The 19,154-nt window shown below is 65.5% G+C and carries 24 protein-coding genes; 15 read left to right on the top strand and 9 right to left on the bottom strand.

What is annotated here, in order from left to right:
* Window positions 1-136: 136 nt before the first annotated feature.
* A complete protein-coding gene (gene rpsT / locus ERC79_RS02925; RefSeq protein ID WP_131575588.1) occupies window positions 137-397 on the bottom strand; it encodes a 30S ribosomal protein S20 in 261 nt (86 codons plus the stop codon).
* A 212-nt stretch (window positions 398-609) separates the two neighbouring features.
* Here rpsT and ERC79_RS02920 point away from each other — a divergent pair, with 212 nt between their 5' ends.
* Window positions 610-1,380 carry an aquaporin gene (locus tag ERC79_RS02920; RefSeq protein ID WP_131575586.1) on the top strand — a complete coding sequence of 257 codons (771 nt, stop codon included), beginning with the start codon at window positions 610-612 and terminating at the stop codon, window positions 1,378-1,380.
* A gap of 70 nt (window positions 1,381-1,450) precedes the next feature.
* Here the strand turns inward: ERC79_RS02920 and ERC79_RS02915 are convergent, their stop codons facing one another.
* Window positions 1,451-2,008: a type II toxin-antitoxin system PemK/MazF family toxin gene (locus ERC79_RS02915; RefSeq protein WP_131575584.1), complete on the bottom strand. Its 558-nt coding sequence runs from the start codon at window positions 2,006-2,008 to the stop codon at window positions 1,451-1,453.
* A 640-nt stretch (window positions 2,009-2,648) separates the two neighbouring features.
* On the opposite strand from ERC79_RS02915, the gene ERC79_RS02910 reads away from it, so the two are divergent.
* The gene (locus ERC79_RS02910; RefSeq protein WP_131575582.1) at window positions 2,649-2,831 is read left to right on the top strand and encodes a hypothetical protein; all 183 of its coding nucleotides are present in this window, start codon (window positions 2,649-2,651) and stop codon (window positions 2,829-2,831) included.
* A gap of 48 nt (window positions 2,832-2,879) precedes the next feature.
* The gene (locus tag ERC79_RS02905; RefSeq protein ID WP_131575580.1) at window positions 2,880-3,062 is read left to right on the top strand and encodes a hypothetical protein; all 183 of its coding nucleotides are present in this window, start codon (window positions 2,880-2,882) and stop codon (window positions 3,060-3,062) included.
* 136 nt (window positions 3,063-3,198) lie between these two features.
* On the opposite strand, the gene ERC79_RS02900 is transcribed toward ERC79_RS02905, so the two are convergent.
* The gene (locus ERC79_RS02900; RefSeq protein WP_347563581.1) at window positions 3,199-3,447 is read right to left on the bottom strand and encodes an XRE family transcriptional regulator; all 249 of its coding nucleotides are present in this window, start codon (window positions 3,445-3,447) and stop codon (window positions 3,199-3,201) included.
* Window positions 3,448-3,593: 146 nt separating this feature from the next.
* On the opposite strand from ERC79_RS02900, the gene ERC79_RS02895 reads away from it, so the two are divergent.
* From ERC79_RS02895 to ERC79_RS02880, 4 genes are all read left to right on the top strand, one after another.
* Window positions 3,594-4,031: a hypothetical protein gene (locus ERC79_RS02895; protein WP_131575578.1), complete on the top strand. Its 438-nt coding sequence runs from the start codon at window positions 3,594-3,596 to the stop codon at window positions 4,029-4,031.
* A gap of 22 nt (window positions 4,032-4,053) precedes the next feature.
* Window positions 4,054-4,467 (top strand): hypothetical protein, encoded by a 414-nt coding sequence (locus ERC79_RS02890; protein WP_242676731.1) that lies wholly within the window; start codon window positions 4,054-4,056, stop codon window positions 4,465-4,467.
* A gap of 363 nt (window positions 4,468-4,830) precedes the next feature.
* Window positions 4,831-6,675 (top strand): translation elongation factor 4, encoded by a 1,845-nt coding sequence (gene lepA / locus ERC79_RS02885; RefSeq protein ID WP_131575574.1) that lies wholly within the window; start codon window positions 4,831-4,833, stop codon window positions 6,673-6,675.
* 27 nt (window positions 6,676-6,702) lie between these two features.
* On the top strand, window positions 6,703-7,635 hold the full coding sequence (locus ERC79_RS02880) for a nitronate monooxygenase (RefSeq protein WP_131575572.1): 933 nt from the start codon (window positions 6,703-6,705) through the stop codon (window positions 7,633-7,635).
* A 43-nt stretch (window positions 7,636-7,678) separates the two neighbouring features.
* Here the strand turns inward: ERC79_RS02880 and ERC79_RS02875 are convergent, their stop codons facing one another.
* Window positions 7,679-8,053 carry a VOC family protein gene (locus tag ERC79_RS02875; protein WP_131575570.1) on the bottom strand — a complete coding sequence of 125 codons (375 nt, stop codon included), beginning with the start codon at window positions 8,051-8,053 and terminating at the stop codon, window positions 7,679-7,681.
* Window positions 8,054-8,104: 51 nt separating this feature from the next.
* Window positions 8,105-10,039, bottom strand: a complete 1,935-nt coding sequence (locus ERC79_RS02870) for a glycoside hydrolase family 15 protein (protein ID WP_131580665.1) — start codon at window positions 10,037-10,039, stop codon at window positions 8,105-8,107.
* A gap of 182 nt (window positions 10,040-10,221) precedes the next feature.
* On the opposite strand from ERC79_RS02870, the gene ERC79_RS02865 reads away from it, so the two are divergent.
* The 6 genes from ERC79_RS02865 to ERC79_RS02845 all read left to right on the top strand — a co-directional run bounded on the left by ERC79_RS02865 (window position 10,222) and on the right by ERC79_RS02845 (window position 14,507).
* The gene (locus ERC79_RS02865) at window positions 10,222-10,446 is read left to right on the top strand and encodes a hypothetical protein (protein WP_131575568.1); all 225 of its coding nucleotides are present in this window, start codon (window positions 10,222-10,224) and stop codon (window positions 10,444-10,446) included.
* A gap of 141 nt (window positions 10,447-10,587) precedes the next feature.
* Window positions 10,588-10,677 carry an Ms4533A family Cys-rich leader peptide gene (locus ERC79_RS23820; protein ID WP_347563580.1) on the top strand — a complete coding sequence of 30 codons (90 nt, stop codon included), beginning with the start codon at window positions 10,588-10,590 and terminating at the stop codon, window positions 10,675-10,677.
* A gap of 214 nt (window positions 10,678-10,891) precedes the next feature.
* The gene (locus ERC79_RS02860; protein WP_131575566.1) at window positions 10,892-11,926 is read left to right on the top strand and encodes a sulfate ABC transporter substrate-binding protein; all 1,035 of its coding nucleotides are present in this window, start codon (window positions 10,892-10,894) and stop codon (window positions 11,924-11,926) included.
* Window positions 11,927-12,760, top strand: coding sequence for a sulfate ABC transporter permease subunit CysT (gene cysT / locus ERC79_RS02855; protein WP_131575564.1), 834 nt, complete (start codon window positions 11,927-11,929; stop codon window positions 12,758-12,760). It begins immediately after the preceding gene.
* Window positions 12,757-13,563 (top strand): sulfate ABC transporter permease subunit CysW, encoded by an 807-nt coding sequence (gene cysW, locus ERC79_RS02850; protein WP_131575562.1) that lies wholly within the window; start codon window positions 12,757-12,759, stop codon window positions 13,561-13,563. Before cysT ends, cysW begins: the two co-directional genes overlap by 4 nt.
* Window positions 13,560-14,507: a sulfate ABC transporter ATP-binding protein gene (locus tag ERC79_RS02845; RefSeq protein ID WP_131575560.1), complete on the top strand. Its 948-nt coding sequence runs from the start codon at window positions 13,560-13,562 to the stop codon at window positions 14,505-14,507. Before cysW ends, ERC79_RS02845 begins: the two co-directional genes overlap by 4 nt.
* Window positions 14,508-14,569: 62 nt before the next feature.
* Here ERC79_RS02845 and ERC79_RS02840 read toward each other — a convergent pair whose 3' ends face one another.
* Window positions 14,570-15,871 (bottom strand): serine hydrolase domain-containing protein, encoded by a 1,302-nt coding sequence (locus tag ERC79_RS02840; protein WP_131575558.1) that lies wholly within the window; start codon window positions 15,869-15,871, stop codon window positions 14,570-14,572.
* A 124-nt stretch (window positions 15,872-15,995) separates the two neighbouring features.
* On the bottom strand, window positions 15,996-16,124 hold the full coding sequence (locus tag ERC79_RS23685; RefSeq protein WP_278249720.1) for a hypothetical protein: 129 nt from the start codon (window positions 16,122-16,124) through the stop codon (window positions 15,996-15,998).
* Window positions 16,125-16,447: 323 nt separating this feature from the next.
* Here ERC79_RS23685 and ERC79_RS02835 point away from each other — a divergent pair, with 323 nt between their 5' ends.
* Complete coding sequence (locus ERC79_RS02835; protein WP_131575556.1) at window positions 16,448-16,687, top strand: hypothetical protein; 240 nt, start codon at window positions 16,448-16,450, stop codon at window positions 16,685-16,687.
* The gene (locus tag ERC79_RS02830; RefSeq protein WP_131575554.1) at window positions 16,684-17,025 is read left to right on the top strand and encodes a YciI family protein; all 342 of its coding nucleotides are present in this window, start codon (window positions 16,684-16,686) and stop codon (window positions 17,023-17,025) included. The genes ERC79_RS02835 and ERC79_RS02830 overlap by 4 nt, the downstream gene beginning before the upstream one ends.
* Window positions 17,026-17,067: 42 nt before the next feature.
* Here the strand turns inward: ERC79_RS02830 and ERC79_RS02825 are convergent, their stop codons facing one another.
* Window positions 17,068-17,820, bottom strand: a complete 753-nt coding sequence (locus ERC79_RS02825) for a sirohydrochlorin chelatase (RefSeq protein ID WP_131575552.1) — start codon at window positions 17,818-17,820, stop codon at window positions 17,068-17,070.
* Window positions 17,821-17,823: 3 nt separating this feature from the next.
* Window positions 17,824-19,152: a GTP-binding protein gene (locus ERC79_RS02820; RefSeq protein ID WP_131575550.1), complete on the bottom strand. Its 1,329-nt coding sequence runs from the start codon at window positions 19,150-19,152 to the stop codon at window positions 17,824-17,826.
* Window positions 19,153-19,154: the final 2 nt, after the last annotated feature.

Here is a 19,154-nt window from a genome sequence, read left to right as displayed (position 1 = left end):
CTTGGGCGTCCTGCGGAGGTTCGGGACGGACGGCTCGGGGTGCAAACGAGGCTCAGGGCGCAAACGAAGTAGCCCCCGATCGATGATCGGGGGCTACTTCTACAGAGCTTGCGACGGTTGAACCGTCAGAAACTTGTCAGAGAGAGTTGGCGACCTGCGCGAGCGCCGACTTCTTGTTGGCTGCCTGGTTGGAGTGGATGACACCCTTGCTGGCTGCCTTGTCGAGCTTGCGGCTGGTGGAGACGAGGAGCTCGTTGGCCTTGTCCTTGTCACCGGCTGCCGCGGCCTCGCGGAAGGAACGGATCGCCGTGCGCAGCGAGGACTTGACCGACTGGTTGCGGAGTCGGTTGCGCTCGTTGGTGCGGATCCGCTTCACCTGGGACTTGATGTTGGCCACGCGTAAAATCCTGTCGTCTTTGCTGGTTACTGTCGAAAAGCTCTGGGCACATGGAAGTGCCGACGGCCGACACTACCAGCAATCGCGCGGCGATCCCAAACTGCGGGGTGAGATCGGCCCGGACGTATCCGAATCTGCTGTGAAACTACCGGTCTGTCCGTAGGGTCCCGATTGATTCACACAGCTGATTCCCGGGATCGAGAGGTGGGTGTATGTCTACAGCGCAGGAAGTTGCCGAGAAAGAGCCGATTTCGGACCTCAAGAAGTACCTGGCGGAGGGAATTGGCACATTCGTTCTGGTGTTTGCCGCGGTGGGCACTGCGGTGTTCTCTGGTTCCGGTGTAGGTCAACTGGGAATCGCACTCGCGTTCGGCCTGACCCTGATGTTCCTGGTCTACTCGATCGGCCCTATCTCGGGCTGCCATGTCAATCCGGCGGTGACGCTGGGGCACTTTATTCTGGGACGGATCTCGGCGGTCAAAGCCGGCATTTACGTCGCGGTTCAGGTGATCGGCGGTCTGGCCGCGGGTCTGGCCGTCTATGCCATCGCGCAGAGTCTTCCGAGCTACAACCGCACCGAGAACGGCCTGGCTGCGAATGGCTGGGGCGCGCACAGTCCGTCCGCCGAGAGCGGACCCCTCGGCCGGCTGGTCGAGTCCGGCTACGGGATCGGTGCCGCGATGACGGTGGAGATCCTGTTGACCGCACTGCTGGTGTTCGTGGTGCTGGCTTCCACCGATCAGCTTTCCGACGTTCCACTCGCGGGGGTGTCGATCGGATTCACCCTCGCGGTGATCCACCTGATCTCGATTCCGATCGACAACACGTCCGTCAACCCGGCCCGCAGCATCGCTGTTGCCCCGTACCAGCCCGGCGCTATGGGGCAGCTGTGGCTGTTCATCGTGTTCCCGCTGATCGGCGGAGCCCTCGGTGCAGTGGTCTACCGGGCACTGTTCGGACGCTACAACCGACTCAACGACTGACGTCTTCACAACAACTGACCGTCACGAGGACGGTTGTGTTCGGGGGTGCTCGTTCGAGGAGGGCCCGATGTCAGGTCCAGCTGTAGTCCGCGCGCAGGCGGGTGGCGACAGCGTCGAACCGGGCCCGCTCGAGAATCGCGCCCTCGCGCCGGATGCCGGCCTCGGGGACGTCGAGGATGCGATCCAAGCGGATCCAGCTTGGACGGTTTCCGGTATCCCACGGGCCCTTGCCCAGCGCGAGCCAGTTGCGATCTTCGTCGCGCTCGCTGTTCGACGACAGCATCAACCCGAGCAGGGTGGGTCCGTCACGTCCGACGACGAGCACCGGCCGGTCCTTGCCTTGCGCCGGATCGTCTTCGAAGGCCACCCAGGTCCAGACCACCTCACCGGGGTCGGCCTGTCCGTCCAGGCTGGGGGAGTATTCGACGCGGCGGGCCCGATGCGCCGTCGGCGACGAGTTCCGGGTGACCGGGCGACCTGCCGGAACCGTGGGATGCGGTGGACCCGTGATCGCCTCCGTGGCGCGTTTGACCGGCTCGGTCTTCTGCAGCTGTCGGAGCAGTTCGGTTCCCTGCTCGACGGCGTAGCTGCCGAGTTTTCTGCCGATCCTGCCCCACGTACTTGCCATAGGACCCGACTTTAGTGTCCTTGGTGTGCTGTTGCGTTTGAGGCGGGCCCCGCTGGCCTCGATCGAGAGGGAAGTGTTGAGGGGTGCGCCCCGCCGACGCAGGGGATACGTCAGCGGGGCGCGTTCACTCCGGCGCACTGGGGAATGCTGCCGAAGTGTGCGGCACAAACGCTCGGGGGTGCGCCATCGACGAGAAGTCTGGCGCAGCGTGTGCCGCAGGTCGGTGAGTGTGGTTGGTCTGGAAGCAGTTACACCAACGGCGCGATCCACTGAGTGCTGGTTTCACGCGCACAAGGCGTCAATCTGGACGATGGTGCCCTCAGGGCATGGCCTCCCCTGCATCGGCGCACCTCGCGTGCAGCGGGAAGATCTGCCCGTCGATGACCCGTTGACCGAGCGATATCGGGACCAAACACACTGTGCATGGACGCGGGATGTCGAGAATGGCTACACCACCGGCAGCCATCGATACGGCGATCGTCCGGACCAAGTCCACCTCGGTCGCCGTCCGGCTCCGCTTTGCGGGGTATGTACGAGGCATCAGCCCTCACCCCAGTGTCGGAGGTCGGGGCGGACGGCGAATCGACGCGATCGCTACGGTCGGTTGGGGATCGAAGGTACAAGCGGAGGGTGGGGCGAAATGAAACGAAACGCTGCGGTTGCCGTAGGTGGTGTACTGCTTACCCTCGGTGTCGCCGGGACCCTCATGTCGATTCTGGTTCTCGGCTCGTTCATCGGGCAGTGGGCGGCAGCGGCGACGACTCTGTCCGTCATGGTCGGGGTGGCTGGATTCCTCTGCATCGGCAGTAGTGACCGCGGCTAGGCGGCGTCCGTAGTTGGTCCGGGGGTACAGCCTGGCATCGCGCGCCGTGTGGCTGACGCGTTGTTCGCTGTCCTCATGCTCGGCCTCATGAGCTCCGGTCGCCCTGCGCGGCTGCCCTGGTTCACCGAGTGTCTGTGTGCGCCAGAACATCTGGTCGTCATGGTCGACCTGCTGCCGGCCGCAGAGTCCGTGAGCAACTCTGCACGGTTCGCTACCGATGGTGGCGCATAGTTCGGTGTGGCCGTCCTGCAAGGGCGCGACCTGTTCCGTACTCCCGGGCATGCGTCGCTTCCTCTCTGGGTTGGATGCTCGTGTGGGTCGGACGCTCAGACTCGGCTTTCGCCGGTTGCACCTGTTGGGGGCTTTCTCATGCGGCGGTGGTCGACAAGCCGGCGGCCAGCGGGCCGTCTGCGATGAGTACGCGGTCCGGCCTCGCACCAAGTCGCGCCAACGCGTCGAGGACCTGAGGGGTGGGTCTGCGGTCGCGCATGGCCGTGGACCAAGTCTTGCGGTTCATGCCGGACGCTTCTGCCAGGCCGGTGATGCCCTGGATGCCCTTTGCTCTCTTTACTCGCTCGATCTCATCGAGACTGAGTAGAAATACTCTCACTGTCACCTCGATTCGCTCTTTGGTGGGTAGAAGCTAACCCATTCAGGTACTTAACGACAAGTATGTAACCCGTTGAATGGGGACTTAACTACTCGAGGGAGTAGGTAGCACCCCTCTTGACGGGTAAAAAGTTACCCATTAGTGTGAATTGCATGAAGGATCAGCGGGCATGGTTCAGTGAGGCAGCAGGGCGGCGGGTCACCGTCACGGAGATTGCTGACCACCTCGGCGTTTCCCGCAAGACGGGTCAGAGTCGACTCGAGGCCGGCTTGGGTGCGGACGACATCATCGTTGTGGCGCGGGCACTGCACATTCGCCCCGTCGATGCGCTCATCGAGCTCGGAAAGCTCACGTATGCGGAGGTGTACGACTGGCTGGACAGCGACGGACAGCTGCTCGCCACCGCCAGTGAAGCTGAACTGGCGGTGGAGCTGGTGACGCGCTTGGCGCCGGATGCCATCAGTTCTCCGGCGGTAGAGCCCACGCCCATGATGTCCCGAAAGAAGGTGTTGGAACTCGATGGCGTACGCCATGCGGCGTCTCGGCGGGAGAAGGAGATGTACCCGGAGACGCCCGATGACGGCATGTAATGAGCACCACCACCCTTGGCGGGTGTTGCGAGACAGATTCCCGCACATCACTATCGACCTCGATCACGAGCTTCCCGGCGACCGGGCCGGAGTCTGGATCGGCAATACGATCTACATCGACAGACGGCTGACCCAGGCTGCGCGAAGATCGACCATCGAACACGAGGTGTGTCACCTCGATCGCGGTGTCCTGCCGGAAGAGCCGGTTCTCGTGGCGCGCGAGGAAGCTATTGTCGACGAACTGGCCGCGCGGAAACTGATCACGATCGAGGCATTGGTCGACGCTCTTCGTTGGTGCCAGGGGGTTGCCAGTGCAGAGTTCGCAGACGAGGTCTGGACCGATCGACACACATTGAACGTCAGACTGGCGACGCTCACTCACGTGGAGCGGGCGCAGATCGCCGCTGAGCTCGCCAATTGTGAGTGGATGGATTGAGAGGTCCCCACGTCGAGGGGCCCGCCCGATCTGTCACGCCGTCGGGTGTTCGAGCCTGCGGCCGCAATATACGAAGGATGGACCCGAATCAAGGGGTGGGTCGGGAGCTGCTTCCTTGTCTCGTTCTTCTGTCTCCATTTTTTGTCTCGACGCTGATCCTCGATGGCGCGTCGGTGCCGATGGTGGCGCAATATCTCAGCTGGGCATCGGCAGCTGTCACACTGGACATGTGCGCGCACCTGTGGCCCGGGGATGATTATCGGGCGCGGGACGCAGTCGATATGGTCCTTTTGCGGGACCAGTGCGGGACGGGCATCCGTGCCAGATCGGCATCGGTGAGCGAGTGAGATGAGGGAATAGGGCTTGACCAGCAACTTTGCGGAGACTACGTTCACGGATCCTTCGCAGATCCGGAACTTCTGCATCATCGCGCACATCGACCACGGCAAGTCGACGTTGGCGGACCGGATGCTGCAGCTCACCGGGGTCGTCGAGGAGCGCGCCATGCGTGCCCAGTACCTGGACCGCATGGATATCGAGCGCGAGCGTGGCATCACCATCAAGGCGCAGAATGTCCGGCTGCCGTGGAAGGTCGGTGACGAGGAGTTCGTCCTGCACCTCATCGACACCCCTGGCCACGTCGACTTCACGTACGAGGTCTCCCGTGCGCTCGAGGCATGCGAAGGCGCGATTCTCTTGGTCGACGCCGCGCAGGGAATCGAGGCGCAGACGCTCGCCAATCTGTACCTGGCGATGGAGAAGGACCTAAAGATCATCCCGGTCCTGAACAAGATCGATTTGCCGGCCGCCGATCCCGAGCGGTATGCCGCGGAGATCGCGCACATCACCGGCTGCGAGCCTGACGATGTGCTGCGGGTCTCCGGCAAGACCGGCGTCGGTGTCAAGGAACTCCTCGACGAGGTCATCCGACAAGTTCCCGCTCCCGTCGGCGAAGCCGATGCTCCGGCGCGCGCGATGATCTTCGACTCGGTGTACGACGCCTATCGCGGTGTGGTCACCTATGTGCGGGTCGTCGACGGCCGCATCAAGCCGCGCGAGAAGATCACGATGATGTCCACCGGCACCACACACGAACTCCTCGAGGTCGGGATTATCTCGCCAGAGCCCAAGCCGAGTGTGGGACTGGGCGTCGGCGAGGTCGGTTACCTCATCACCGGTGTGAAAGACGTGCGCCAGTCCCGCGTCGGCGACACGGTGACCACTACCCGCAACCCTGCGAACGAGCCTCTCGTGGGTTACCGCGATCCCAAGCCGATGGTCTATTCCGGCCTGTACCCGATGGACGGTTCGGACTATCCGGTGCTGCGCGACGCGCTGGACAAGCTTCGCCTCAACGATGCCGCGCTGGCCTACGAGCCGGAGACGTCCGTAGCCCTCGGCTTCGGGTTCCGCTGCGGGTTCCTGGGACTGCTGCACATGGAGATCACGCGGGACCGGCTCGAGCGCGAGTTCGGTCTGGAGCTGATCTCCACCGCCCCCAACGTCGTGTACCGCGTCGTGATGGAGGACGGATCCGAGCAGGAGGTGACCAACCCGTCGTACTGGCCTGAGGGCAAGGTGCGTGAGGTGTACGAACCGATGGCCAAGTGCACCGTGATTGCCCCGAGTGAGTACACCGGCGCGATCATGGAGCTGTGTCAGAGCCGACGCGGCGAACTCGGTGGCATGGACTACCTGTCCGAGACTCGCGTGGAACTGCGGTACACGCTGCCGATGGGCGAAATCATGTTCGACTTCTTCGATGCGCTCAAATCTCGCACCAAGGGTTACGCGAGCCTCGACTACGAGGAGTCCGGCGAACAGCAGTCCGATCTGGTGAAGGTGGACATCCTGTTGCAGGGCGAAGCCGTCGACGCATTCTCGTCGATCGTGCACCGCAGCAACGCGAGCGCGTACGGCGGCCGGATGACTTCGAAGCTGCGTGAGCTCATCCCGCGTCAGCAGTTCGAGGTACCGATCCAGGCCGCGATCGGTGCCAAGATCATTTCCCGTGAGAACATTCGTGCGATCCGTAAGGACGTGCTCGCCAAGTGCTACGGCGGCGACATCAGCCGTAAGCGCAAGCTGCTCGAGAAGCAGAAGGAAGGCAAGAAGCGGATGAAGACGATCGGTCGCGTGGAGGTGCCTCAGGAGGCCTTCGTCGCTGCGCTGACGTCCGAGGCGGCCGGCGCGAAGCCCAAGAAGTAGCGGGCAGAAGACAATCGGAGGGTTTTGATGATCGACACCTGGCTGACCCGCGAATTCGGGCTGGAGGTGCCGATCCTCGGCGCCCCGATGGGCGGCCGTGCCGGAGGCAAGCTCGCGGGCGAGGTGACCCGGGCCGGTGGGCTCGGGTTACTCGGAGCTGCGCGGTACGCCACCCCCGAGTGGATCGCTGCGGAGTCGGCCATTGCCCGCGAGATCGGTGGCGGCGCACTGGGTATCGGGATGATGACCTGGGCGCTCGACGATGACGACACCCTGCTCGAGGCGGCGCTCGACGAGAGGCCGCGGGTGATCTCCCTGTCCTTCGGTGACCCCGCGCCGTACGTCGACCGAGTGCACGCGGCGGGGGCACTCGTTGTCTCCCAAGTGAACACGGTCGAGGATCTTCGGGTGGTCGAGCGCGCGGGGGTCGACTTCGTCATTGCCCAGGGCGGAGAGGCCGGGGGCCACACCGGCCGGATCGGAACGCTACCGCTGTTACAGGAGGTCCTCGACGCGACCCCGTTGCCCGTCGTCGCAGCAGGCGGTATCGGCTCGGGCCGGGGTCTGGCCGCGGTGATCGCGGCCGGTGCGGAGGGCGCGATGATCGGCACAGTGCTCCTCGCGAGTCCCGAAACCATCGGCCCGGAGTACGCACGACGCAAGCTGATCGAGGCGGGTAGCGCCGACACCGTCTACACCTCGGTGTTCGACCAGGCACGCGATCAGCCATGGCCCCGTCGCTGGGGCGGCCGGGCCCTGGCGAACGACTACACCGAAAGATGGCACGGTCGCGGCGCTGACAACGAAACCCTTTCGGCCGCATACGATCCGGCCGATCCGAATCAGGGTGTCGTGTACGCCGGTGAAGTCGCCGGACTCGTCACATCGGAACTGCCCGCGGGTGACGTGGTGCGGACGATCGCGGCCGACGCCGAGCGACTGCTGCGCCGCACCTTCTGACAGCGCGATCGAACTTGCCGGGGCGTCGTGATCGGCGCCCGCCCTATTCGGGTCGGTGGCAGACCGCCTCGACGTTGTTGCCGTCAGGGTCGCGCACGAACGCGCCGTAGTAGCCGGGGTGGTATTCGGGCCACTCGCGGGGTTCGTGGAGGATCTCGGCGCCCGACTCGATGGCGGCGGCGAAGAACGCGTCGACCGCCGTGCGGGTTTCCGAGACGAAGGCGATGTGGTTCTCGCGGAAGCCGGCGTCGGCAGGCGTGAGCGGACTGATCCAGAAGTCTGGGTGCGGCGGCACCCCGTAGCCGACGACATCGCCGTATTCCATCAGCCGTCTGCCACCGAGGGGCGCCAGGACCTTGTCGTAGAACGCGGCACTCGCGGTGATATCAGCACATTGAATTCCCAAGTGATCCAGCATGGTTTCGATCGTGACACAGGCCACCGACATCCGCGGCCGGACGGGAGAGCGTCAGGCGGGTCCGTGCGCGGGCTGGAATGTTCCGGTGTCGCCCGCCTCCTCGGCCCGGATGACGTGTACGACCGCGTTGATGAGCGCCAGGTGGGTGAATGCTTGCGGGAAGTTGCCGAGGTGCCTGCCCGTCTTGGGGTCGATCTCCTCGGCATAAAGATCGAGTGGGCTGGCGAACCCGAGCAGTCGATCGCACAACTGCTTGGCCCGTGGCAGTTCGCCGATCTCGACGAGCGCCGAGACCAGCCAGAACGAGCAGATCGTGAACGTGCCCTCCTTGCCCGAGATCCCGTCGTCGGTCGATTCCACCTTGTAGCGGAGCACGAGTCCGTCCTCGGTGAGCTCGTCCGCGATCGCCAGGACGGTCGCGCGGATTCGCGGATCGTCGGCGGGCAGGAATCGCAGCAGCGGTGCCAGCAGCAGCGAGGCGTCGAGCGATGGGTGCCCGTAACGCTGTGTGAAAACACCACGCGAGTCGACACCGTGCGCCAGGACATCGGCCTTGACGTCGTCGGCGATCTCGGCCCATTGCGTCGCATAACTCTTCTCGCCGTGCAGGGCCGCGAGCCGGGAACCGCGGTCGAGCGCCACCCAGCACATGATCTTCGACGACGTGAAGTGCTGCGGTTCCCCGCGTACCTCCCAGATCCCGCGGTCGGGTTGGCGCCAGTGCTTGACGACCTCCTCGACCTGCCGCTTGAGCAACGGCCACAGTGTTTCCGGCACCTGGTCCCGGGACCGCACGTGCAGGTACACCGAGTCGAGCATCGTGCCCCAGATGTCGTGCTGGTTCTGGCTGTAGGCGCCGTTGCCGATCCGCACGGGACGCGCACCGTCGTAGCCCGACAGGTGGTTCAGTTCCGTCTCTTCGAGCGTGTGCTCGCCGCCGACCCCGTACATCACCTGCAGTGGCGTCGGGTGGCCGTCGTCGGACTGGGCCGAGTCGAAGATGAACGAGAAGAAGTCGTTGGCTTCACGGTCCAGTCCCAGCGTGTACAGGCCCCACAGGGCGAACGTCGAGTCGCGGACCCACGCGTAGCGGTAATCCCAGTTGCGGGCGCCGCCAGGTGTTTCCGGGAGCGAAGTGGTGGGGGCGGCGAGCAGAGCCCCGGTTGGCGCGTACGTCAGACCCTTGAGGGTGAGGGCACTGCGCTGCAGGTGTCCGCGCCACGGATGGTCCGGGAAGTGTCCGATCGTCACCCACTGGCGCCAGCACTCGGTGGTCTGCCACATCCGGTCGGCGGCCTCGGCGAACGTCTGCGGTGCCGGCAGGTCCGACCACGACAGTGCTACGAACGCGTTGTCGCCCTCCACCATGCGGGTGCGTGCGCGGGCCTCACGGCCCTCGAGCCCCAGGCGCAGGTTCGAGGTGAGCCGCAGGGTGGGGTGCTCGCCCGGCGTCGCGGTCCGGCACGTCGCGGTTGCTTCCTCGTACACCTTGCCCGTGTACTCCCAGTGAGCAGGGACTCGGTGGTAGTCGAAGGCGGGCTCGCAACTCATCTCCACCTCGACCGTGCCGCTCACACACTTCACGGTGCGCAGCAGGATGTGCTCGGCGTCCCAGTCCGACGGTGTCCGGCGACGAGTGGGGGAACGTTGCTCGTTCGCGTGCCACCTACCCATCACGAGGGCGTCGCGCACGATCAGCCAGCCGGTCTGTGTCTGCCACGTGGTTTCGAGGATCAGACCGCCGGGCAGATATCGGCGTGCGGCCGGCACGTTCTGCCCGTAGGGCCCGATCCGGAAGTGCCCGGCACTGCGATCGAGGATTGCGCCGAACACGCTGGGGGAGTCGGGGCGAGGGATGCACATCCATTCGACCGACCCGTTCCGCGCCACCAGACAGTTCGACTCGCAATCGGACAGGAACGCATAGTCGTCGATCGGGGGAAAGACCCTGCGGTATTCCGGCGCCACCTCGTCGGAATCGCCCAGGGGCGTGGTGTCGGACTGCGTGGTGTCGGACTGCGTGGTGTCGGACTGCGTGGTGACGGACTGCTCGGTCGAGGACGTCATCAGCTCATCATCGACCCGATCGCCGCGACCCGTCCACCGTTCGGCCGCTGTTGTCGTTTGCCGTTTTCGGGAGTGCCCGGCCCAGCGGCTAGGGTGATCGGGTGGATCAGCTCGCGAGTTGGTGGGACGGTGCCGAACTGTGGGTGGCCGGCCTGCCGTTCATTCCCCAGGTCATCCTGGTGCTCGCGGTGATGATCCCCTGCTGTTTCGGTATCGCGTGGTTGCTCGACCGCGCCCTCTCGGTGGTGTTCGCGCTGCTCGGGCGTGCCGAGATCGTCGATCCCGACGGTAGTACAGGAGAGCGAACGAAGGTGGAGGGTTTCTGATGCCGCGCTCACGCGTGACGATTGCGCTGATCGCGCTGCTCATCCTTGTCGTCATCGCCTGGTTCTTCACCCGCTGACGCTCCGGACCGGGATGATTCGGCGATTCGGAGCGCAGTTCGATGCTCTGCTAAGGTTTGCCGCGTGTCTGTAGTCACCGTGCACCGGGTCCGCCATGAATTGGCGTTGATTGCTGTCGGTCGGCTCGCAGTCGCCGACATCTACTGTTGTTGATCTCTGTTTCGGTGTTCGCTCACTCGTAGCCTGAGCTTCCCGCTGCCCGGCGCGGTCTGTCCTTCAAGGGACGCCTGTCCGGGATTCCGTGCCGGGCCCGATCGAAGTTTCCTGAACGCCACTCTCCAGGCTCTCTCCGCCGTAGACCCGCATTGCCGGGTCGATTCCGCATGAACTCTTCTGCGTCAGCCAGCTCTGTAGGAAGGTATCCGCTATGAAGCAACCTCGTTCCCGCCTGTTTGTGACAGCACTCGCCACCATTGGTGCGGTAGCCCTGACTGCGTGCAGCGGCGGTTCGAGCGATGTCGCGGGTGGCGCGGACACCAGTGCGGACGGTAGCGGTGGAACGATCAACCTGTTCGCCTACGCGGTTCCGAAGCCTGGATTCGACAAGGTCACCGCGGCGTTCGCCGAGACGGAGGAAGGCGCGGGCGTACGCTTCGATCCGTCCTACGGCCCCTCGGGAGATCAGTCGCGCAAGGTGAAGGACGGCGCGCAGGCCGACTTCGTGAACTTCTCGGTCGAGCCCGACATCACCCGTCTGGTCGATGCGGGGCTGGTCGACGAGACCTGGAATCAGGACGCCTACGACGGAATCCCGTTCGGCTCGGTCGTGACCATCGTTGTGCGCGAGGGCAACCCGAAGGGGATCAAGGACTGGGACGACCTGCTCGCGCCCGGCATCGAGGTCGTCACCCCCAACCCGTTCAGCTCCGGTTCGGCGAAGTGGAACCTGTTGGCGCCCTATGCCGCCAAGAGCGACGGCGGCAAGAACCCACAGGCCGGCCTCGATTACCTCGACAAACTCGTCGGCGAGCACGTCAAGGTGCAGCCGAAGTCCGGCCGTGAGGCCACCGAGGCGTTCCTTCAGGGCACCGGCGACGTGCTCCTGAGCTACGAGAACGAGGCGCTGTTCACCGAGCGCAACGGCGATCCGGTGGAGCACGTCACCCCGCCGGCCACGTTCAAGATCGAGAACCCGGTCGCGGTGATCTCGAACAGCCCCAACGCCGCCAAGGCCACCGCCTTCCGTGACTACCTCTACACACCAGAGGCCCAGAGGCTGTGGGCAGAGGCCGGCTTCCGGCCCGTCGACCCGGCCGTCGCGAAGGAATTCGCCGCGGACTTCCCCCAGCCGCAGACGCTGTGGACAATCGCGGACCTGGGCGGCTGGACCGTCGTCGACCAGGAACTGTTCAAGCAGGGCAGTGGCAGCATCGCCGCGATCTACGACAACGCGACGAAGTAGATGTCGACGACCTCGACCCGCCGCAGGAACTGGTTGGCCGTCACCGGGACCGTCGGCCCTCTCGGCATCGGTATCGCCGCGCTGTGGCTCAGCGTCATCGTGCTGCTGCCCCTGGCGGCACTCACCGTCACCTCGTTCGAGGACGGCGTCAGTGGCTTCTGGGACGCGGTCACCGCGCCCGGCGCCCTGGCGTCGCTGCGGGTGACGATCATCGTGTCGGTGATCGTCGCGCTGATCAACGTGGTGATGGGCACGATGATTGCGTGGGTGCTGGTGCGGGACGAGTTCCCGGGCAAGCGAATCATCAACGCGCTGATCGATCTTCCGTTCGCGCTACCCACGATCGTCGCCAGTATTGTGCTGTTGTCGCTGTACGGCCCGCAGAGCCCGATCGATGTGCATCTCAACGCGACCCAGCCGGGTCTGATCGTGGCGCTCGCGTTCGTCACCCTGCCGTTCGTCGTCCGGTCGGTGCAGCCGGTACTGATCGAGGCGGACCGTGAGGTCGAGGAGGCGGCAGCCTCGCTCGGCGCCGACAACTGGACGATCTTTCGTCGCGTGGTGCTCCCGACCCTGGCGCCAGCGGTCATCGGCGGTGCGGGTCTGGCATTCGCACGCGCGATCGGCGAGTACGGCTCGGTGGTTCTGATCGGCGGCAACATCCCGCGGGAGACACAAGTGGCATCGCAGTACATTCAGCAGCAGATCGAGATCGACCGGCCGGTCAGCGCTGCCGCGGTGTCGGTGGCCCTGCTGGCGATAGCGTTCGCGACCCTGTTCGTGCTGCGTGTCTTCGCGGCGCGCAACCAGCGCCGAGAGGAGCAGGCTCAGTGAAGATCTCCCCGTGGGCGCGGATCAGTCTGCGCACCTTCGTTCTCGGGTACCTGTTCGTGCTCCTGATCGTGCCGATCGGCGTGATCCTGTACCGCACATTCGAGAACGGCTTCATCGCGTTCTACCAGGCGATCAGTACCCCGGCCGCGATCTCGGCGCTCAACCTGTCACTTCTCATCGTCGCGATCGTCGTGCCGGTCAACGTCGTGTTCGGCATCGTCACGGCACTTGCGCTGGTTCGCGGTCGTTTCCCGGGCCGGGGGCTGCTGCAGTCGGTGGTGGATCTGCCGTTCGCGGTGTCGCCGATCGTGGTGGGAGTGTCGTTGATCCTGCTGTGGGGCGCGAACGGCTGGTTCGGCGGCCTGGAATCCTTCGGATTCACAGTGATCTTCGGGTTGCCCGGCATGGTGATCGCGACGATCTTCGTGACGCTGCCGTTCGTGGTGCGCGAGGTGGAACCGGTGTTGCACGAGATCGGCGACGAACAGGAACAGGCCGCGGCCACCCTGGGCGCGTCGAAGTGGCAGACGTTCTCGCGGATCACGCTGCCCGCGATCCGCTGGGGGCTGACGTACGGTGTCGTCCTCACCGTGGCCCGCGCGCTCGGTGAGTTCGGTGCGGTCATCATGGTCTCGTCCGGTATCCCCGGGCAGTCGCAGACCCTGACACTGCTTGTGCACTCTCGATACATCGACGACCACAACGCCTTCGGGGCGTACGCCGCCGCGACACTGCTGATGTCGATTGCGTTGCTGACCCTGCTGCTGATGACTCTGCTCGACCGCAAGAGGAGCACGACATGATTACCGTGACCGGGGCGCGCAAGAACTACGGCGATTTCGCCGCGCTCGACGACGTCACCCTCGAGATCCCCTCGGGTTCGCTGACGGCGCTGCTGGGGCCCAGTGGCTCCGGCAAGTCGACTCTGCTGCGTTCGATCGCGGGTCTCGAGCATCCCGATTCGGGCACCATCACGATCGGCGGAAAGGACGTCACCGGGGTGCCGCCGCAGAAGCGCGACATCGGTTTCGTGTTCCAGCACTATGCAGCTTTCAAGCACATGACGGTGCGCGACAACGTCGCATTCGGTCTCAAGATCCGCAAGCGCCCCAAGGCGGAAATCGCGAAGAAGGTCGACGACCTGCTCGAGATCGTCGGACTCGACGGATTTCAGCACCGCTATCCGGCGCAGTTGTCGGGCGGTCAGCGCCAGCGCATGGCACTCGCCCGTGCGCTGGCCGTCGATCCTCAGGTGCTGTTGCTCGACGAACCGTTCGGTGCCCTCGACGCGAAGGTCCGCGACGATCTGCGGACCTGGCTGAGGCGTCTGCACGACGAGGTCCACGTGACCACCGTGCTGGTCACTCACGACCAGGAGGAGGCGCTCGACGTCGCCGACCGGATCGCGGTGCTCAACAAGGGGCGGATCGAACAGGTCGGCACGCCGCAGGAGCTGTACGACACCCCGGCAAACGATTTCGTGATGTCGTTCCTCGGGCCCGTCGCCCGGCTCAACGGTCAGCTGGTGCGCCCGCACGATCTGCGGCTCGAGCGCACCCAGCTGCCGCAGTCGTTCGCGGCCACGGTGTCCCGCGTCGTGCACCTCGGTTTCGAGGTTCGGGTGGAGCTGCAGCCGAAGACCGGCGCGCAGGAGCTGTCGGCGCAGATCACTCGTAGCGACGCCGAGAGTCTCGGCCTGCGGGAGGGGGAGACCGTGTACGTGCGGCCCTCCGATATCACCTCGTAGATCGCCGCGACCGAAGGCCCGGCCTCGCGACGCGGGGCCGGGCATCGACGTGTGCGGGTTGATCAGGATCCGGTCGAGCCCGACGACAGCGAGGTGCCGGTCTCGGGTCCCGGGTACCCGGGAGCCAATTCCCGCATCAGTTCGAAGGCGAGGCGATCGGTTGCCGGGTTGTCCTGGCCGTCGGGACGCTTGTCGTTGCCGTTCGCGAATACTGTCACACCCCAGCCTTCGGAGGGCAGGAGGTAGGTGGCGCTGGTGCTGCCGGCGGCGGCGCCGTTCTTGTACGCGTAGGGGTACGAGATGCCGTTCTGCGGCGGATACAACTGCCACGCCATACCCATCTGCATTTGTGGCGCCTGCGACCATGTCGCCCCGGGGATCGGGTTCAGCATCGACTGCAGTACCGGGACGAGCGGACCGTCGCCGTAGCCGAGCGTGGCGGCGATCCACTTCGCCATATCGGACACGGTGCTGATCAGTCCGCCGCCGCCGGCGAGTGCCCCGGTGTTGTTCCAGAAGTCGGCGGGGGCGCCCTTCCTGTACGGCCGAGCCAGATTCGGTGTCTGCGTTTCGATGACGGTCGATGTCATACCGAGCGGATCGGTCAGTTCGCGCTGGACAACCTGAGCGAACGGTGGCTCGGTCTGTCCGGGCTCGAAGGCGTCGGCCAACAAGGTGCCGAGCGTGCCGAACGCGAAGTCGGAATAGAGCCAGGTCGATCCCGGGGTGTTCACGAGCGCGCCGGGCGCCTCGAGGCCCTCCCAGAGGAGGGTTCGGTTGTACAGCGCCATCGCATCCTTGCATTGGTGGGCACCGCCGCCAGGGCAACCCGCGTCGAGGTTTCCCGGGTCGTCGCCGAGTCCCGATCGGTGGGTGACCAGGTCCCCGAGCGTGATGGCGGATCCGTCCATCGTCGGGAACGTGACGTCATCCTCGTAATCCTGGGCCAGGTCCTCGAGTTGAGCCTGGCCGCCCGTGACCCGCTTCGCCAGGAGTGCGGCGGTGAACGTCTTGGTCTCCGAGGCGATCTCGAACTGGGTCAGCGGCCCGACGCGGCGCTTGTTCTCCTTGTCCGCCATCCCGAAGTGGTAGGTGGTGGTGATCGCCTCGTCGGGCTTGCTCGGGTTGCGCTTGACGATGGCGATCGACATGCCGGGCGCAACGTGGCCGACGACCTCAGATGCCGCACGTGCGACTGTCTGAAGCTCCCATGGATCGTCGATGCTCGATCCCGGATTCGGGAGCACGAGGCCGGTGGCGGACGCCGGAGCGGTCGCGCTGGTGAGCAGGAGTGATGTCGTCGCGGTGAGGATGAGGGCCGCGGCGCCGACCCGGGGACGTGGTCGGCGGAGAGTTGGCTTCATGTCGACGAGAATAGGTTTGCGGTAGCGGTGTTCGTGCGGCAATTCAACTCGCGACGGGTGAGTGTCCGCCCGGCTGGGTGCAACGAAGTGGGGCCCGCGCGAGCGCCACTTCGTCACATCAGCGTCAGCCGAGCAACTGGCCGACGATTTCCAGTGAGCCGGCGAAGAATCCCAAAGCCGTGAACAGGTCGGACGTCGCGTCGGCGAAGTCGACGACGAATTCGAGGTAGGGGGCGAGATCGGCAGAACCCATTGCAGTAGTCCTTCTTTCGTTGGGTGTTCCAGGATTCACGACTGGTCGGCCGCCTCTGTCGTGCGGAACAGGCGGGCCGGTGCGCCCGCACACCGGAACTATGCAGGGTTCTATTCCGAACGACAAATACAATGCTCCGAATATGAATATGTCGACATGCATTTCTTGTCGATTCATTCGCGGCAGACGCTGCGAAGTCTGACGCTGTGCGACGGTCAGGGCGGCGCGGAGATCTGCTGGAGTGTATGTGCGCGGCGCCATCGGTCGTGTCCTGTTCCGGGCTGTGGTCGACGCCACGTCTACGGCTCCCTACTATGGCTTGCATGACCTCACCCCGTGATCGTGCAGGCGGCGGCGACCTTCCCTCCGGGATCGGGCGCCCGGCCACCCGCGCGCTCGAGCAGGCTGGCATCACCACGCTCGCCGCCGTCTCTCGTCACTCGGCGAAGGAGTTGCTCGCCCTTCACGGACTGGGGCCCAAGGCGATCCGGGTGCTCACCGAATCGCTCGGCGAGCGAGGCCTGGGCTTCCGGGTCGAAGACTTCCAGGGGACGACGCCATGACCAAGTACCTGATCTCGTTCCCGAGTGGCGCGATGGCCCTCTCCAGCGAGGATCTGCAGGCAGCTTCGGATGCTGCGCACGCGATGGTGGAGGAGGCGAAGGAGGCCGGTGTCTGGGTGTTCGGCGGCGCAATCGACGAGAGCGTTCCGCCCGTCCTGGTCGATGGGGACGGCACGGTGACCGAGGGCACGTACCCGCAGACGAAGCAGCTCGAAGGCGGCTACGCGATACTGGAGTTGCCTTCCCACGCGGCGGCACTGGAATGGGCTGCCAAGATCGCTGTTGCCTGCCGGTGCGCGCAGGAGGTGCGCGCGTTCCACTACGACCCCGCCAGTTGACGGAGTGTGATCCTCGGGAATCGTGTTCGGCTTCGACGCAGCCTACGCCGAGAGTCGCGTCCGGGCTGCCGCGACCACGGCGGTGTCGTAGCGGTCGAGGGCAACGTCAGCAACAAGGGGGTGTGCGCCGATGGTTTCGGAGAACACGACGTCGGGTGCGGCCTGCAGTGCTGCCGCCTCGAGTCGGTCGGTCAGCCGGCCGGGTGCCAGGAACCATGGGGCGATCACGATACGCTCGACTCCTCGCGAGCGCAGTAGCGAGATCGCCTGTCCGACATTCGGTTCGGTGGAAGTGACGAAGCAAACGGTCGTTTCCGCCCATCGGGTGTCCCCGGCGAGGACGGCGGCCAGCGCGCGGGTGCGATCGTTCGCCCGGAGATCGGATGAGCCGACCGCGGCCAGCACGACACCGGTCCGGGTGTCGTCCGCGGCGACCCCGATCGCGACGATTCGGTCCCGAACTGCATCGACCAGGCGGTGGTCGTGGCCGAGGACGTTCGACTGGACGATCGCCAGTTGTGGGTGCCGGGCGCGGGCGGCGGCGAGGACTCCCGGCAGGTCCACCCGCGCGTGAAAGGCACTGCCCAGTAGCAGGGGAACCACGACCGCAGTCGAATGTCCCTCGGTCGCAACCGCGTCGATCACCTGATCCACCGACGGTGCGTTGAGATCGAGGAAGCACACCCGCACGTCGAGATCCGGCCGCCGGGCGCGGATCGCCGCCACGGCAGCCGTGACGACCCGAGCAGATCGGGGATCACGGCTGCCGTGCGCCACGGCGATGAGCGGCGCCATGATCTAGACCCGATCTCCGAGTTCGACTGCGGCTATCGCATCGCCGACGAGACCGGCAGCGAGCGTGTTGCCGCCGGCCGGGTCGATCAGCAGGAAGCAGCCGGTGTGTCGGTTGACCGTGTAGTCGTCGGCCACGATCGGTTCCGCAACGCGCACCGAGATCTTGCCGATCTCATTGAGCTCGAGCGTCTCCGGGCTCAGCTCCGACGTCAGTTCCTGCTCGTCGAGACGCTCGACGAGGGCGCCGACGATGGCCTGCGTGGTGCGGGTGCCGTGCTTGAGCAGCAGGCGTGTGCCCGGGCGCAGCGGCTTCTCGGCCAGCCAGCACACGGTGGCGTCGAACTGGTCGATCGGCTCCGGCGCGCCCGCGGGCGCCGCGATGGTGTCACCGCGGGAGACATCGACGTCGTCGGCGAGCACCAGCGTCACACTGCGGCCCGCGTGCGCGACGTCGAGTTCGCCGTCGGCGGTGTCGATGCGGGTGACCGTCGTCCGGGTACCGGACGGCAGGATAACGACCTCGTCGCCGGGCACCACCGAACCGGCCGCCACCTGACCGGCGTAGCCGCGGTAGTCGGGGAACTCGGCGGTGCGCGGACGGATCACGTACTGCACGGGGAACCGCAGGCCCACGGCGTGTTTACCCTCGTTGTCGCTGTCCACGGGTACCGATTCGAGATGCTCGATCAGCGTCGGCCCGTCGTAGTACGGCGTGTTGTCCGACGCCACGGCGACGTTGTCGCCGTGCAGCGCGGACACCGGGATCGCCTGGACGTCGGCGTCGTCCCAGCCGAGCGATCCGGTCAGCGAACGGAACTCGGCGGTGATGTCGGCGAACACCTGCGCCGGATCCTCGACGAGGTCGATCTTGTTGACCGCCAGCACCAGTCGCGGAACCCCGAGCAGCGCCAACACCGCGGCGTGCTTACGCGTCTGCGAGATGACGCCCTTGCGTGCGTCGACCAGCAGGATCACCAGCTGCGCGGTGGAGGCACCCGAGACGGTGTTGCGGGTGTACTGCACGTGTCCCGGGGTGTCGGCGAGCACGAACGAGCGGCGCGGGGTCGCGAAGTAGCGGTACGCGACGTCGATCGTGATGCCCTGCTCGCGCTCGGCGCGCAGGCCGTCGACGAGCAGCGACAGGTCGGGGGTGGACAGGCCCTTGTCGACCGACGCGCGGGTGACGGCGTCGATCTGATCGGCCAGAACGGACTTGGTGTCGTACAGCAGCCGGCCCACGAGAGTGGACTTGCCGTCGTCGACGCTGCCCGCGGTAGCGAGTCGTAGAAGTTTCGTCTCGCTCCGAGGGCTACGCTCGTGAAGGTCGCTCATGA

The organism is Rhodococcus sp. ABRD24, from assembly GCF_004328705.1.
GTDB lineage: Bacteria > Actinomycetota > Actinomycetes > Mycobacteriales > Mycobacteriaceae > Prescottella.
The sequence above is the reverse complement of the archived record's forward strand: the minus strand, read 5'-3'. Positions and strand labels throughout refer to the sequence as shown.